The organism is Marinitenerispora sediminis (genome assembly GCF_003336425.1).
GTDB lineage: Bacteria > Actinomycetota > Actinomycetes > Streptosporangiales > Streptosporangiaceae > Marinitenerispora > Marinitenerispora sediminis.
This window is the reverse complement of the sequence record NZ_QEIO01000052.1, coordinates 1-16,005: the sequence shown is the minus strand read 5'-3', so window position 1 is coordinate 16,005 and position 16,005 is coordinate 1. Positions and strand designations below refer to the sequence as shown.

Below are 16,005 nucleotides of genomic sequence, written 5' to 3'. Positions count from 1 at the left end.
CTCCTTCGAAACGGGTGCGGGTGCGAACGAGTGGGCGGGCGCCGACCGGCACTCCGCGCGTCGCGCGGGGCCGGGGCTGCCCGCGGGCCGCCGCTCCCGGCGGCCGCCGGAACGGGGGGAGCCGGGGAGGCGCGGCACGGGCGTCCGCCGCCCGTCGACCGGCATCGTCCCGCGCATCCCCGCACCTCCCTCCGGCATCCGCCGCCGCGGCGCCCGCGGTGCCCTCCGGTGACGGACGCCGCCCGCCCCAATTCTCGCCGACGCCGGCCGTCCCGCACGAGCGCCCGGGCGCGGCGCCCGCCTCCGCGTCCCGCCTGCCCGGCGCCGAAACCCCGACCGGCCGACAGCGGCCACGCATACCGGTATTTTTGTGGGAGAGCGACGGCTCGTCGCGGTCGGCTCCCCGATAACGGGAACTTACGAGCCGCTTACTCAACGTGGTTTAGGTTGGCCCACCAACCGCCGGGCCCGATCGGGTCCGGTCTCTGTGACCCCGCTCCAGCAGAGAAGACCGGGAGACTGTTTTTCCGTGCCCAAGCTCAGCCTCATCGTTCCCTTCGACGTCACCGAGCCCCGCCTGCGGGACTGCCTGGACTCACTGGCCGGGCAGAGCGCCGACCTGGCCGACGCCGAGATCGTCCTGGTGCCGATCGAGGCCCGCACCGGGCCCGCCGACCCGGCGGAGCCGCGGGCTGACGGCGTCGCCGCCGCGGACGCCGCCAAGGACGAGGGGGAGGACGAGGACGCCGACGGCGAGCCCGCCGCCCGGGCCGCGACCGACGCCGACCCCGACACCGACCCCGACGCCGCCAAGGACGACGGCGAGGAGGAGGACGGCGAGTCGGTCGGCGCGGCCCGCACCGAGGGGCTCGACGTCGCCCGCGACGTCGCGGGCACCCGCATCGGCGGCGCCACCGTGACGCTGCTCACCGCCGCGGCCGGCGGGGACGCCGCCGCCTGCCGGCTGGGCGCCGGAGCCTCCTCGGGCGAGTACCTGCTGTTCGTCCGGGGCGACGACGCGCTGCCCGGCTACGCCGTCCGCTACCTGCTCGACTCACTGGAGAGCAGCGGGTCGGACTTCGCCGCCGGCAACCTGTACCGCTTCAACGAGCTCGGCTCCCGGCCGTCCAGCGCGCACCGCCGCGCCTTCGACCGCGTGCGCGTCGGCACGCACGTCCGCGCGACCCCCGCGCTGCTCGCCGACCGGCTGCTCGGCAACAAGCTGTGGCGGCGGACGTTCTGGGAGAGCCTCCCGCCCCTCCGGGACGAGGAAGACGCCGACCTCGCCGTGCTGCGCGCGCACTTCGCCGCCCGCGCCGTCGACGTGCTGCCCGCCCCCGTCTACCTGCGCCGCGACCGCGAGGCCGTCGACGACCTCAGCCGGATCGAGAACATGAGCCGGCGCGTCGCCGCGATCGCCGACCTCAGCGCCTCGCTCGCGGGCGCCGACCGAGCCCTGTGGGACGACCACGCGCTGCGCCGCGACCTGCGCCGCGTGCTGCTCCGGCTGGACGACGCCGACCAGGCCGCCCGTGAGCGGTTCCTCGACCTCGCCAACGCCTACCTCGACACCGTCGACCGAGCCGTACTGGACGGTGTGGGGGTGCTGCACCGGCTCAACTACCACCTGGTGCGCAAGCGCCGGCTCGACCGCCTCATGGAGGTCATCACCTTCCAGAAGAGCGTCGAGCTCAAGAAGGCGCCGGTGGTCCGCCGCGGCCTGCACTACTACATCCGCTACCCCTTCTTCGAGGACCCCGAGACCGGCGTCCCCCGAGAGCTGTACCGGCTCGACACCGAGCTCAAGGTCCGGCAGAAGACCGAGAGCGTCCAGTGGCGCGACGGCCGGCTCGTCGTCGGAGGGCGCATCGGCATCCGCCACCTGCGCGCCGGCCGGCGCTGGCAGCAGCAGCTGCTGGCGTTCGCGGTGAACGCCGACACCGGTCGGCGGGTCCCCGTCCCGGTCAAGGTCCGGCTGGCCGCCGAGTACCGGCTGCCCGACGTCCCCGACGCCGCCCGGCACGACTACGGCGGCTTCGAGGTCTCCCTCGACCCCGCCAAGCTCCGGATGTCCGGGCAGTGGCGGGCCACCGAGTGGCAGCTGGAGCTGGTGGTCGTCAACCGGGGCCTGGTGCGGCGCCGGATCGTCGCCAACCCGGTCTCCGGGCCGCCGGAGCGGCCGCCCTACCACCAGGTGGCCGAGGATGTCTGGGTGCGGCCGGTCTGGGACGACGACCAGCAGCTGCGCATCCGGGTGGCGCCGGTGCGGGCCCGGGTCCGCGGGCACCGGCTCGACGCCGCCGCGCCCGCCCCCGAACTGGAGATCAGCGGCGAGTTCGTCGCACCGCCGGCCGCCGAGGCCCGCGTGCTGCGGCTCACCCGGCTGCCCGGCACGGCCGTGCTGGAGCGCCCGCTGCAGACGGTCGGCGACCGGTTCAGCGTCCGGATCCCCGCCGCCGAACTGCTCAACCACATGGTGAACGAGGGCAACGGCGCGCTCCGGCAGGAGCGGTGGCGCGCCGAGCTGCGCACCCCGGTCGGCACCGCGGTCCCGCTGGTGCTGCCCGAGGACGTCGAGCCGGCCGCGCACCCGGCCGGTGACGGCTACCACGAAGTCGTCGTGCAGCGGACCAGCGACGGGCACCTGCGGCTGCGCGCCGGCTGGGCCCACCCGGTGATCCGCGCCGCGGAGTGGGCCGGCGCCCAGGGCCGCGAGCTCGTGCTGACCGGCCAGTACGCGGCCGACTCCCAGCTGCGGCTGGTGTTCAAGGCGCGCGGGCGCGACGAGGAGCACGTCTTCGACGTCACCCGCGACGGCGACGCCTTCCGCGCCGTCTTCACCCCCGCCGCCATCCGGACCCTGTCCGGCACCCTCCCGCTCTCGGCCGGCTCGTACCAGCTCTGGGCCCGGGTCCGCCACGACGGCAGCGAGGGCACCGACGTCCGCGCCGAACTCGACTCCGCCTTCGTCCGGTCCCTGCCGCTGGAGATGGAGACGCCCGAGCGCGGCTACACCTTCGCCGACAGCGGGTTCGACACCCCGGTGCTCCGGGTGGGCGGCGACCTGCGCCCCGACGAGCGCGGCAGCTTCGCGCAGCGCCGGCTGCGCGAGGAGAGCTACCCCGCCATGCGCGAGGAGGAGCTGCGCGAGGAGATCCTCTTCGACAGCTACACCGGCCGGCAGTTCTCCGACAGCCCGCACAGCGTCTACGCCGAACTGCGGGCGCGCGGCGGACGCTGGGCGGACTACCCCATGTCCTGGCTGGTGCGCGACGGTCAGGTCAACCTGCCGGCGGACCTCACCCGGGTGCGGCACAACGGCCGCGACTTCTACGAGTCGCTGGCCCGCGCACGCTACCTGGTCACCAACTCCCGCCAGCCCGCCTGGTTCACCCGGCGGCCGGACCAGACGGTCGTGCAGACCTGGCACGGCTCGATGCTCAAGCGGATCGGCTTCGACATCGAGAACATCCGCGGCAAGTCCCGCGACTACCACGAGAAGCTGGCGTGGGAGACGCGGCAGTGGGACTACCTCGTCTCGCCGAGCCCGTGGGCCACCCCGATCCTGCGCCGGGCGTTCCGCTTCGAGGGGGAGATCCTGGAGACGGGCTACCCCCGCAACGACATCTTCTTCTCCGCCGAGCGGGAGGCGCTCGCCGAGCGCACCCGCCGCAGACTTGGGCTGCCGGAGGGCCGGAAGGTGATCCTGTACGCGCCGACCTGGCGGGACGACAAGTACTACACCCGCGGCAAGCACAAGCTCGACCTGCACCTCGACCTGCGCCGCATGTACGACAAGCTGGGCGATGACCACGTGCTGCTGGTCCGCCGGCACCCGCGGGTGGTCGACAGCGTGCCGATCGTCGGTGAGGACTTCGTCTACGACGTGTCGCTGTACCCGGAGATCATGGAGCTGTTCCTGATCACCGACATCCTGGTCACCGACTACTCGTCGATGATGTTCGACTTCGCCAACACCGGGCGGCCGATGCTGTTCTTCACCTACGACATCGAGAGCTACCGGGACAACCTGCGCGGGTTCTACTTCGACTTCGAGGAGACCGCGCCGGGACCGCTGCTGCTGGAGTCCGACGACGTGATCGCCTCCGTGCTCGGCATCGACGAGGTGGCCGGGAGCTACGCCGACCGCTACCGGGCCTTCGTGGACCAGTTCTGCCCGCTGGACGACGGCCGCGCCGCCGCCCGGGTGGTGGACCGCGTCTTCGGCGGGGGCTGAGCCTCCCGGAGCCGGGGTGCGCGGCGGGCGGGGCGCGGGCGGCGCCCCCGGCATGCCACCATGGGGGCGTGATCGTCATCACCCGCTACACCGTCGCTCCCGAGGACTCCGACGACTTCGTGGCCCGCGCCACCGGAGCGCTGGACGCGCTCGGCCAGCGGCCCGGCTACCGCTCCGGGACCGTCGCCCGCGCGGCCGACGAGCCCACGCTCTGGACGGTCGTCACGGAGTGGGACGGCCCCGGAGCCTACCGCCGGGCCCTGTCGGACTTCGACGTGCGCGTCGCGGCCGTGCCGCTGCTGTCCATGGCACGCGACGAGCCCAGCGCGTTCGAGGTGGTCGCGCGGCACCCCGACGCGCCGGCCTGAACCGCGCGCGCCGGGCCGTCCGCCCGCTGCCGGGTGCCGGGCGGCCCGCCGCCTGCGACGCGCCCGCCGGGTTTATCCGTTCGAACCCGGCCGCCGGCGGGCGTATCGTCGTTGGTGCATGTCAGTGGCCGCGCCTGGATAGGCTGGTCACTTCCGCGCACCGACCGTCGCGGAGTCCCGTTCACGAGCGTCGCGTTCCGCGATCCGCCGACCGCCAGCCGGATGGAGAGTCTGAGAAAACTATGGCCGCCAAGTCAGAGGCAATGGACACCCTGGTCAATCTCGCCAAGCGCCGGGGTCTGGTCTACCCCTCCAGCGAGATCTACGGGGGTCTGCGCGCCTCGTGGGACTACGGCCCGCTGGGCGTGGAGCTGAAGAACAACGTCAAGCGCCAGTGGTGGCGCGCGATGGTCCAGGAGCGCGAGGACATCGTCGGCCTCGACTCCAGCGTCATCCTGGCCCGCGAGGTCTGGGAGGCGTCCGGCCACGTCAAGGAGTTCGTTGACCCGCTCACCGAGTGCCAGTCCTGCCACAAGCGCTTCCGGGCCGACCACCTGATCGAGGGCTACGCCGAGAAGCACGGCCGCGAGCCCGAGAAGGGCCTCGCCGACATCGCCTGCCCGAACTGCGGTGCCAAGAGCTCCCTGATGGAGCCGCGCATGTTCAACGGCCTGCTGCGCACCTACCTCGGCCCGGTGCAGGACGAGAGCGGCCTGGCGTTCCTGCGGCCGGAGACCGCGCAGGGCATCTTCATCAACTACCTGAACGTGCAGCAGTCGGCCCGCCGCAAGATCCCGTTCGGCATCGGCCAGATCGGCAAGTCGTTCCGCAACGAGATCACCCCGGGCAACTTCATCTTCCGCACCCGCGAGTTCGAGCAGATGGAGATGGAGTTCTTCGTCAAGCCCGGCGAGGACGAGGACTGGCACCAGTACTGGATCGACACCCGCCTGCAGTGGTACGTCGACCTGGGCATCGCCAAGGACAACCTGCGGCTGTACGAGCACCCGAAGGACAAGCTCTCCCACTACTCCAAGCGGACCGTCGACATCGAGTACCGGTTCAACTTCGTGGGCGGCGAGTGGGGCGAGCTGGAGGGCGTCGCCAACCGCACCGACTTCGACCTGAAGACCCACTCGGAGCACTCCGGCGCCGACCTCTCCTTCTTCGACCAGGAGAACAACGAGCGCTACACGCCCTACGTCATCGAGCCGGCGGCCGGCGTCGACCGCGCGCTGCTGACCTTCATGCTGGACGCCTACCACGAGGACGAGGCGCCCAACGCCAAGGGCAAGCTGGAGAAGCGCGCCGTCATGCGCCTGGACCCGCGGCTCGCGCCGGTCAAGGCCGCCGTGCTGCCGCTGTCCCGCAACACCGACCTCTCGCCCAAGGCCCGCGACCTCGCCGCGCGGCTGCGCCGGCGGTGGAACGTGGAGTTCGACGACGCGGGCGCGATCGGCCGCCGCTACCGCCGCCAGGACGAGATCGGCACGCCCTTCTGCGTGACCGTCGACTTCGACACCCTGGAGGACGACGCGGTGACCGTGCGCGAGCGCGACTCGATGGGCCAGGAGCGCGTCTCCCTGGACCAGGTCGAGCGCTACCTGCTGGAGCGGCTGCCGGGCTGCTGACCCGCCGCACACGGCGCCGGCCCGGGCACGCGGGAGCGTGTCCGGGCCGGCGCCGCCGCATGTCCGGGGCGGGTGCGCGCTCCTCAGCCCGCGACGGTGTAGACGACGAAGGACACCGCGACGTAGTGGCAGACGTAGGCGGCGATGGTCAGCGAGTGGAAGATCTCGTGGAAGCCGAACCAGCGCGGCGCCGGGTTCGGCCACCGCAGGGCGTAGACCACCGCGCCGACGCTGTACAGGATGCCGCCGACCAGGATGAGGATCCAGGTGGCCGGGTGCGTGCCGCCGACGAGCTGCGGGATGAAGAGTACCGCCACCCAGCCGACCGCGATGTAGAGCGCGGTGGAGAGCCAGCGCGGCGCGTTCAGCCAGCACATCTTGAAGACCACGCCGGCGATGGCCGCGCCCCAGATGAGCGCGGTCATCGCCGTGCGCAGCGTGCCCTCCAGCACCAGCAGCACGAACGGCGTGTAGGTGCCGGCGATGATCAGGTAGATGTTGGAGTGGTCGAGGCGGCGGAGCACGGCCATGCCGCGGCTGGTCCAGCGGCCCACGTGGTAGACGGCCGACGTGCTGAACAGCAGCACGGAGCTGAGCGCGTAGACGGCGCTGGCCAGCCGGGACAGGCCGGTGGGCGCCAGGGCGACCAGCACGATCCCGGCCGCGAGGGCCAGCGGCGCGGTGCCGAGGTGCAGCCAGCCGCGCAGCCGCGGCTTCACCGCGCGCAGCAGGTCCGCGGGGGACGGAACCGCCCGCTGCTCGGTGTCCGCCCGCGCACCGTCCTCGGGGGTGCTCGGCTGCGTGTGGTCCCTCTGCTCCACTGACACGATCGCTCTTCTCTCCTCGGGCTCGGGCGTCCCGCTCAACGACTGTACCTACGGTACCGTAGGTTACTCGCGAGTTGCCCATGTGTCGCTCGGCACATCAGGCGCCGGTGCCGGGACGGCGACGCGCCGGATTGGACCAGCTCGCGCCGCGTCGACCGCCCGGGGGTGCGTGCACCGGCTCTGACCTGGGGGGACGATGGCGGAGTGCGGCTCAGGGGGTGTGGGTGTGACCTGCGTCGCTTCGCGCGTCTTGCCTAGACCACTGGACTAAACCAATACACCTCATCTGATCTGGGGAAACTCGGGTATATAGGCGTGCTGAGGAAGATTTTTTCTTCGGCTGTGTAGAGTCGCGCGCATTCGAGGTCGAGCGGCCGTGAAAAGGAGCTTGCGGTGCCCAAGTACGTCTACGAATTCGCCGAGGGCAACAAGGACCTCAAGGACCTCCTGGGAGGTAAGGGGGCGAACCTCGCCGAGATGACGAATCTCGGCCTGCCCGTCCCACCGGGGTTCACCATCACCACCGACGCCTGCCGGTACTACCTCGATCACGGTCGCGTACCCGAGGGGCTGGACGCCGAGATCGACGAGAAGCTGGCCGCGCTGGAGGCCGTGATGGGCAAGCGCCTGGGCCAGGCCGACGATCCGCTGCTCGTCAGCGTCCGCTCCGGCGCCAAGTTCTCCATGCCCGGGATGATGGAGACCGTCCTCAACATCGGCCTGAACGACGACTCGGTACGCGGGCTCGCCGCGCAGGCCGGCGACGAGCGCTTCGCCTGGGACTCCTACCGCCGGCTCATCCAGATGTTCGGCAAGACGGTGCAGGGCATCGAGGGCGAGCTGTTCGAGGACGCCATCGACGCCGCCAAGCAGCGCAAGGACACCACCGACGACCTCGACCTCGACGCCGGCGACTTCAAGGAGCTCGTCCAGACCTTCAAGGACATCGTCCTGGAGCACACCGGCGAGGAGTTCCCGGCCGACCCGCGCGAGCAGATGCGGCTGGCCATCAAGGCGGTCTTCGACTCCTGGAACGCGCCGCGCGCGATCCTGTACCGGCGCCAGGAGCGCATCCCGTCCGACCTCGGCACCGCCGTCAACGTGTGCTCCATGGTCTTCGGCAACCTCGGCATGGACTCCGGTACCGGGGTGGCCTTCACCCGCGACCCCGCGTCCGGCCAGCAGGGCGTGTACGGCGACTACCTGCAGAACGCGCAGGGCGAGGACGTCGTGGCCGGCGTCCGCAACACCGTGCCGCTCGCCGACCTGGAGCGCATCGACCCCGAGAGCTACCGCCAGCTGCTCGCCATCATGGAGAAGCTGGAGAACCACTACCGCGACCTCTGCGACATCGAGTTCACCATCGAGCGCGGCAAGCTGTGGATGCTGCAGACCCGGGTGGGCAAGCGCACGGCGGCCGCGGCGTTCCGTATCGCCAACCAGCTCGTGGACCAGGGCCTGATCACCCTGGACGAGGCGGTCGGCCGCGTCACCGGCGACCAGCTCGCCCAGCTCATGTTCCCGCGCTTCGACGAGACGGCGGAGCGCACCCGGCTCGGACGCGGCATGAACGCCTCGCCGGGCGCGGCCGTCGGCAAGGCCGTGTTCGACTCCTACACGGCCATCAAGTGGTCGCGCAGCGGCGAGGACGTCATCCTGTGCCGGCGGGAGACCAACCCCGACGACCTGGAGGGCATGATCGCGGCGCGCGGCATCCTGACCAGCCGCGGCGGCAAGACCTCCCACGCCGCCGTGGTCGCCCGCGGCATGGGCAAGACCTGCGTGTGCGGCGCCGAGGAGCTCGACGTCGACACCAAGAACCGCCGGCTGGTCGCCCCCGGCGGCCAGGTGATCGAAGAGGGTGACGTCATCTCCATCGACGGCACCACCGGCGAGGTCTTCCTCGGCGAGGTACCCGTCGTGGCCTCCCCGGTCGTGCGCTACTTCGAGGGCGAGATCGACCCCGCGTCGGACTCCTCCGACGACCTGGTGCGCGCCGTGCACCGCTTCATGCAGTACTCCGACGCCGCCCGGCGGATGAACGTGCGCGCCAACGCCGACAACGCCGAGGACGCGGCCCGGGCGCGCCGCATGGGCGCGCAGGGCGTCGGGCTGTGCCGCACCGAGCACATGTTCCTGGGCGACCGGCGCCAGCTCGTCGAGCGGCTCATCCTCGCCGACACCGACAAGGAGCGGGACGAGTCGCTGGCCGCGCTGCTGCCGATGCAGCGCGACGACTTCGTCGGCATCTTCGAGGCCATGGACGGCCTCCCGGTCACGGTGCGGCTGCTCGACCCGCCGCTGCACGAGTTCCTGCCCGACGTCACCGAGCTGTCGGTCCGGGTGGCGGTGGCCGAGGCACGCGGGGAGAAGCACGAGAACGACCTGCGGCTGCTGCAGGCCGTGCACCGGCTGCACGAGCAGAACCCGATGCTCGGGCTGCGCGGCGTCCGGCTCGGCCTGGTGGTCCCCGGCCTGTTCACCATGCAGGTGCGCGCCATCGCCCAGGCCGCGGCCGAGCGGCTGCGGGTCGGCGGCCGGCCGTGCCCGGAGATCATGATCCCGCTCGTGGGCACCGTGCAGGAGCTGGAGATCATCCGCGAGGAGTCGCTGAACGTGCTCCGCGAGGTCGGCGAGGAGTACGGCGTCACGCTGGACTACCCCGTCGGCACCATGATCGAGCTGCCGCGCGCCGCGCTGACCGCCGGGCAGATCGCCGAGAACGCCGAGTTCTTCTCCTTCGGCACCAACGACCTCACCCAGACGGTGTGGGGCTTCTCCCGCGACGACGTCGAGGCGTCGTTCTTCTCCGCCTACCTGGAGAAGGGCGTGTTCGGCGTGTCCCCGTTCGAGTCGCTGGACGTGGACGGCGTGGGCCGGCTCATCAGGCTCGCCGTCGAGGAGGGCCGCCGCGCCAGGCCGGGCATCAAGCTCGGCGTCTGCGGTGAGCACGGCGGCGACCCGGCGTCGGTGCACTTCTTCCACGAGGCGGGCCTGGACTACGTGTCGTGCTCGCCGTTCCGGGTCCCCGTCGCCCGGCTGGAGTCGGGGCGCGCGGCCGCCCGCGGCTGACGCCCGATGACGAGGGTCGTGCGGCGCACATCACGTGCGCCGCACGACTTTTTCGGCCCGGTGTGCGCCGAGCACACCGCCCCGGCCGGTCACTTCTCGTAGCATGAGGCCGGGCCTGTCACCAAACGCCCGGAAGCCCTTTCGGGACAGGCTTCGCACCTATGCCATCCAGTACGCTGTGCCAGGTCGGAGCCGGACGGCCGGACGCGGGAGCGGGCGTTTCGCTCCGTGCCCGGCACGGCCCTTCTCAGCCGAGCCATCAGCGAGGTCCTCACAGGGGGTGGGACGTGCCGGCAGCGGACGAAGAGCGCGGCAACGAGCCGCGCGAGGAGTCCCCGCTCGGTGCCGCACCGGATCTGGAGGCGACGCGGACGTTCGCCCGGGAGCCCCGGAGCTCCGGCGCGCCCGGCGACGCCGCCGTCATCGACGTCGTCGGCGTCGAGGCCGACGGTCCCGCGGAGCGCACCCGGGTCTTCACCCGGGCCGCCGACGGCCCGGCCGCCCCGGTGCCGCCCGACCGGGCCCCGCCGGGCCCCGACCCCACCCGCACCATGACCCGGCCGCGCCTGGACCCGGACCGCGCCGAGCCCGGGCCCGATCCGCCGCCGCGCCGGAGGCGCCCCCGGCCCGCAGCAGGGCCGGACCGCCCGGCACGCCGGTGGGGGAGACGCATCGCGTGGACGCTGGCGCTGCTGGCCGTCACCGCCGTCCTGGTCCCGTGCCTGACCTGGGCCTGGGTGTGGTACGTCGCCCGCCAGGATGAGCGCCCGCCCTCCGACGCCATCGTGGTGCTGGGCGCCAGCCAGTACAACGGCCGGCCGTCGCCCATCTTCGAGGCGCGGCTGCGGCACGCCGCCGACCTCTACGAGCAGGGCGTGGCCCCCGCCGTCGTCACGGTCGGCGGCAACCAGCCCGGCGACGCCTACACCGAGGGCGGCAGCGGCCGCGACTGGCTGGTCAATGCCGGGGTGCCCGCCGAGGACGTCGTGGCCATCGGAGAGGGCAGCGACACCCTGCAGAGCATCGAGGCGGTCTCGCGGGTCTACCAGCAGCTCGGCTGGACCTCGGCGGTGATCGTCACCGACCCCTGGCACTCGCTGCGGTCGCGGACGATGGCGGAGGACTTCGGCATCGAGGCGGCCACCTCGCCGGCGCGCTCCGGCCCGGCCGTGCTCGAACGGGAGACCCAGCTCTGGTACATCACCCGGGAGACGGCCTCCGTCTGGTACTACTGGATCTTCGGTGACAGTTCAACACTGCACGTCGACGCGGCCTGAGCCGGGCGCCTGCCGGCCGCGGGGCCGCCCCTGAGAGTTGCGGGACACCATGCCGGGCATCACCGAGCCGCCTCCGCCGCCCTACACCGAGCGGGACCGGGAGCGCTGGGCCGCGGAGCCGCCGAAGAGCGGGGCCCGCGGCCCGTTCGAGCGCGACCGCGCCCGCGTGCTGCACAGCTACGCGCTGCGCCGGCTCGCCGCCAAGACGCAGGTCGTGCAGCCGGGGGCGAGCGACTTCCCGCGCACCCGGCTGACGCACTCGCTGGAGTGCGCGCAGATCGGCCGCGAGATGGGGCGCTCGCTGGGCTGCGACCCCGACCTCGTCGAGGCCGCCTGCCTCGCGCACGACCTCGGGCACCCGCCCTTCGGGCACAACGGGGAGAGCGCGCTCGACGCCGCGGCGGCCGCCTGCGGCGGCTTCGAGGGCAACGCGCAGAGCCTGCGGCTGCTCACCCGCCTGGAGGGCAAGGTCACCACGCCCGGCCGGCGCAGCGCGGGGCTGAACCTCACCCGGGCCACGCTGGACGCCACACTCAAGTACCCGTGGCAGCGCGGCGGCGGCTCCGGGAGCAAGTTCAACTGCTATCCGGACGACGCCGCGATCTTCGCGTGGGTCCGCGAGGGCGCGCCGGAGGCGCTGACCTGCTTCGAGGCCCAGATCATGGACTGGGCCGACGACGTCGCCTACTCGGTCCACGACCTGGAGGACGGGCTGTTCGCCGGGCTGGTCCGGTTCGAGGCGCTGCGCAGCCCAGGGGAGCGCGACGCGGTGTGCGAGCTCGCCGCCCGGCTCTACGCGGACGCCGACCCGGCCGAGCTCGGCGAGACCTACGACCGGCTGCTCGCCGAGCCGTTCTGGCCGCAGGACTTCGACGGCGACCTCCGGTCGCTGGCCGGCCTGAAGAACCTGACCAGCGAGCTCATCGGCCGGTTCTGCCGGTCCGCGGAGCGGGCCACCCGCGAGCGCTTCGGTCCGCGTCCGCTGGTGCGCTACGCCGCCTCACTGGTGGTGCCGCGCCGCTCGCTGCTGGAGTGCGCCCTGCTGAAGGCGGTCGCGGCCCACTACGTGATGGCCCGCGTGGAGGCCCGCGACTACCAGGCGCGCGAACGCGCCGTCATCGCCGACCTGGTGACCGCCGTGCGCCTCGGCGCCCCCGACACCCTGGAGCCGCCGTTCCGCGCCGACTACGCGGCCGCCGGCGACGACGCCGCGGCGCTGCGGGTGGTCATCGACCAGATCGCCTCGCTCACCGACACCTCGGCCATGGCCTGGCACCGCCGGCTGGTGGGCTAGGGCGGACGAAGCACCGCCGCACCCCCACTCCTCGTCCTGCGACGGGTGAACGGTCTCCGCGCCGCTGTTCCGCATGACCGCATGACCGCAGAGGCCGCGTCCACGTCGTCCACTCCGACACTCATGCCGGGGGCGACCGGGGCGGTCTTGCCGCTGGCCATGACGCTGACGTGCGCCGCCGGAGCGACGGGCAGGCGAGCGGCATGGTCCAGCCATGGTCCATGACCTCCTCGAAACCCGGCAGGCCATAGCACGCCCGGCTCTCCTACGGTGGCCGCCCGATGTCGGCGCCCGGGGCGGGGCCCACGCCAGGCGGCCACCAGGCCGGTCGGCGTCCCGGAAGGCCGATGGGCGGTCGGAGGCGGCGGGCGGGCGTCCGGTCGCCGGCGGTCCGAGGCCGCTTCCAGGGCACCGGAACCCTTGACGGGGAGAGATGTTAGCGCTAACAATGTAGCCCACGTCACAGTCCCGCCGTGAAGTCCCCCACATGAGTTGGCGAGGTGTTGCTCCGTCATGCCCTCCCCGAACGGCCACGGCCCGGTCATGGCGGACGTCGCCCGGCTCGCGGGGGTCTCCCACCAGACGGTCTCCCGGGTGCTCAACGGGCACCCCAACGTCCGCGACGCGACCCGGGAGCGGGTGCGGGCCGCCATCGAGGAGCTCGGCTACCGGCGCAACTCCTCCGCGCGCGCCCTCGTCACCCGGCGGACCAACGTGCTGGGAGTCATCGCCGTCGACACCACGCTGTACGGCCCGGCGAGCACGCTCTTCGGCCTGGAGCAGGCCGCGCGGGCGGCCGGGTACTTCGTCAGCATCGTCAGCCTCAAGTCCGGCGACACCGTGAGCCTGGCGCCCGCGATCGGCTACCTCGCCGAGCAGTCAATCGAGGGGCTGGTCCTCATCACCCCGAAACGGGTGACGGCGGAGTCGCTCGCCGCGCTGCCGGAGACGCTGCCGGTGGTGGCCGTCGAGGGCGGCCAGGCCCCCGACATCCCGGTGGTCTGCGTCGACCAGTTCACCGGCGCCGTCACCGCCACCCGCCACCTGCTCGACCTCGGCCACCGCACGGTGTGGCACGTCAGCGGACCGGCCGGCTGGCTGGAGGCCGAGGGGCGGATCCAGGGGTGGCGCTCGGCGCTGCGCGCGGCCGGGGCCGCCGCACCCGACCCGGTCCCCGGCGACTGGACACCGCGGTCCGGCTACGCCGCCGGGCTGCGCCTCGCCCGGGACCCGGAGGTCACCGCCGTCTTCGTCGCCAACGACCAGATGGCCCTGGGCGTGCTGCGGGCGTTCAGCGAGGCCGGGGTGCGGGTGCCCGACGACGTCAGCGTGGTCGGATTCGACGACATTCCCGAGGCGGAGTTCTTCACCCCGCCGCTGACCACCGTGTGGCAGGACTTCACGCAGGTGGGCGAGCGCAGCATCGAGGTGCTGCTGGAGCAGATCGACGGTGCGGCCGGCCGGGGTGGCGACCCCGCGCGGGTCGTCGTGCCCACCCGGCTGGCGGTGCGGGCCAGTACCGCGCGGGCGGCGCGGAGCAGGCGAGACCAGGGAGGAACGCGGCAGTGACCCAGGACCGGCCGACCACGGCCCATGATGTGAGCGCTCACACCGATCCGGACGCGGTGGTCGTCGGCGTGGACTTCGGCACGCTGTCCGGCCGGGCGGTCGTCGTCCGGGTCGCCGACGGCGCCGAGCTGGCGAGCGCCGTGCACCCCTACGAGCACGGGGTGGTCTCCGCCGCCCTGCCGGGCTCCGACCGCCCGCTGGCCCCCGACACCGCACTGCAGGTCCCCGAGGACTACCGGCAGGTGCTGCGCCAGGCGGTGCCCAAGGCTCTGGCCGCCGGCGGCGTGGCCCCCGAGCGGGTCGTCGGTATCGGCACCGACTTCACCGCCTGCACCGTCCTGCCGACCACCGCCGACGGCACCCCGCTGTGCGAGCTCCCCGGCCTCGCCGACCGGCCGCACGCCTACCCCAAGCTGTGGAAGCACCACGCCGCCCAGCCCGAGGCCGACCACATCAACGCCACCGCCCGCGAACGCGGCGAACCCTGGCTGGCCCGCTACGGCGGCCGGATCTCCTCGGAGTGGCAGTTCGCCAAGGGCCTGCAGGTGCTCCGGGAGGACCCCGAGACCTACCGCCGCACCGAACGCTGGATCGAGGCCGCCGACTGGATCGTCTGGCAGCTCTGCGGCCGCGAGACCCGCAACGTCTGCACCGCCGGGTACAAAGGCATCCACCAGGACGGCGCGTGGCCGTCCCGGGAGTACCTCGCCGCCCTGCACCCCGGCTTCGCCGGGTTCGTCGAGGAGAAGATCGCGCACCCGCTCTCCCAGCTCGGCGGGCGGGCCGGCCGCCTGGGCGCCCGCGCCGCCGCCTGGACCGGGCTCCCCGAAGGCATCGCGGTGGCGGTCGGCAACGTCGACGCCCACGTCACCGCCGCCGCGGCCCGCACCGTGGAGCCCGGCCAGATGCTCGCGGTCATGGGCACCAGCACCTGCCACGTCATGAACTCCGACGTGCTCGCCGACGTGCCCGGCATGTGCGGCGTCGTGCGCGACGGGATCGTGCCCGGACTCTGGGGCTACGAGGCGGGGCAGAGCGGGGTCGGCGACATCTTCGGCTGGTTCGCCGACACCGCCACCCCCGCCGCCTACGCCGCCGAGGCCGCCGCCCTCGGCGTCGACGCCCACGAGCTGCTGTCCCGCAAGGCCGCCGGCCAGGCCGTCGGCGCCCACGGCCTGGTCGCACTGGACTGGCACAGCGGCAACCGCTCCGTGCTGGTCGACCACGACCTGTCCGGAGTGGTCGCCGGCCTCACGCTGGCCACCCGGCCCGAAGACGTGTACCGCGCACTCGTCGAGGCCACCGCGTTCGGCACCCGCACGATCGTGGCGGCCTTCGAGGACGCCGGCGTCCCGGTGCGCGACGTCACGGTCGCCGGCGGGCTCGTCCGCAACCCGTTCGTCCTCCAGATCTACGCCGACGTCCTGCGGCGGCCCCTCAACGTCATCGGCTCCGAGCAGGGGCCGGCCCTCGGCTCCGCCATCCACGCCGCCGTCGCCGCCGGGGCGCACCCCGACATCCGCACCGCCTCCGCCGCCATGGGCAACGTCCGCCGCGACGTCTACCGGCCCGACCCCGGGCGCGCGGACCGCTACGACGAGCTGTTCGCCGTCTACACCGACCTCCACGACCACCTCGGCCGCGGCGGCAGCGACGCCCTGCACCGGCTGCGGCGGATCCGCAACGCGGCCGAGGTGGTCGTGGAGGTCGGTGTAGACGGCGAACAGCTC

Annotated in this window: 9 protein-coding genes; 8 read left to right on the top strand and 1 reads right to left on the bottom strand. The window is 73.0% G+C overall.

Features of this window, described 5'->3' with window-relative positions; translation table 11 throughout:
- Positions 1–529: 529 nt before the first annotated feature.
- From DEF28_RS12220 to DEF28_RS12210, 3 genes are all read left to right on the top strand, one after another.
- Positions 530–4,237, top strand: coding sequence for a bifunctional glycosyltransferase/CDP-glycerol:glycerophosphate glycerophosphotransferase (locus DEF28_RS12220; protein WP_114398446.1), 3,708 nt, complete (start codon positions 530–532; stop codon positions 4,235–4,237).
- Positions 4,238–4,305: 68 nt separating this feature from the next.
- Positions 4,306–4,605, top strand: coding sequence for an antibiotic biosynthesis monooxygenase family protein (locus DEF28_RS12215; RefSeq protein ID WP_114398445.1), 300 nt, complete (start codon positions 4,306–4,308; stop codon positions 4,603–4,605).
- Between the two features lie 242 nt (positions 4,606–4,847).
- The gene (locus tag DEF28_RS12210) at positions 4,848–6,236 is read left to right on the top strand and encodes a glycine--tRNA ligase (protein ID WP_181874326.1); all 1,389 of its coding nucleotides are present in this window, start codon (positions 4,848–4,850) and stop codon (positions 6,234–6,236) included.
- 83 nt (positions 6,237–6,319) lie between these two features.
- Here the strand turns inward: DEF28_RS12210 and trhA are convergent, their stop codons facing one another.
- Complete coding sequence (gene trhA / locus DEF28_RS12205) at positions 6,320–7,066, bottom strand: PAQR family membrane homeostasis protein TrhA (RefSeq protein ID WP_374058162.1); 747 nt, start codon at positions 7,064–7,066, stop codon at positions 6,320–6,322.
- Positions 7,067–7,456: 390 nt separating this feature from the next.
- Here trhA and ppdK point away from each other — a divergent pair, with 390 nt between their 5' ends.
- From ppdK to araB, 5 genes are all read left to right on the top strand, one after another.
- Positions 7,457–10,135, top strand: a complete 2,679-nt coding sequence (gene ppdK, locus DEF28_RS12200; RefSeq protein ID WP_114398442.1) for a pyruvate, phosphate dikinase — start codon at positions 7,457–7,459, stop codon at positions 10,133–10,135.
- A gap of 287 nt (positions 10,136–10,422) precedes the next feature.
- Positions 10,423–11,412: a YdcF family protein gene (locus tag DEF28_RS12195; RefSeq protein ID WP_233515255.1), complete on the top strand. Its 990-nt coding sequence runs from the start codon at positions 10,423–10,425 to the stop codon at positions 11,410–11,412.
- Between the two features lie 49 nt (positions 11,413–11,461).
- Positions 11,462–12,706 carry a deoxyguanosinetriphosphate triphosphohydrolase gene (locus DEF28_RS12190; RefSeq protein ID WP_114400650.1) on the top strand — a complete coding sequence of 415 codons (1,245 nt, stop codon included), beginning with the start codon at positions 11,462–11,464 and terminating at the stop codon, positions 12,704–12,706.
- Between the two features lie 513 nt (positions 12,707–13,219).
- Positions 13,220–14,275: a LacI family DNA-binding transcriptional regulator gene (locus DEF28_RS12180; RefSeq protein WP_233515254.1), complete on the top strand. Its 1,056-nt coding sequence runs from the start codon at positions 13,220–13,222 to the stop codon at positions 14,273–14,275.
- Between the two features lie 56 nt (positions 14,276–14,331).
- Positions 14,332–16,005: ribulokinase (gene araB / locus DEF28_RS12175; RefSeq protein ID WP_114446144.1), on the top strand; the 1,674-nt coding region annotated here is incomplete at its 3' end.

Bases quoted from the DNA above. Each gene is read 5' to 3' on its own strand.
- DEF28_RS12210 (WP_181874326.1), top strand. From the start codon at position 4,848: ATGGCCGCCAAGTCAGAGGCAATGGACACCCTGGTCAATCTCGCCAAG.
- DEF28_RS12180 (WP_233515254.1), top strand. From the start codon at position 13,220: ATGCCCTCCCCGAACGGCCACGGCCCGGTCATGGCGGACGTCGCCCGG.
- DEF28_RS12190 (WP_114400650.1), top strand. From the start codon at position 11,462: ATGCCGGGCATCACCGAGCCGCCTCCGCCGCCCTACACCGAGCGGGAC.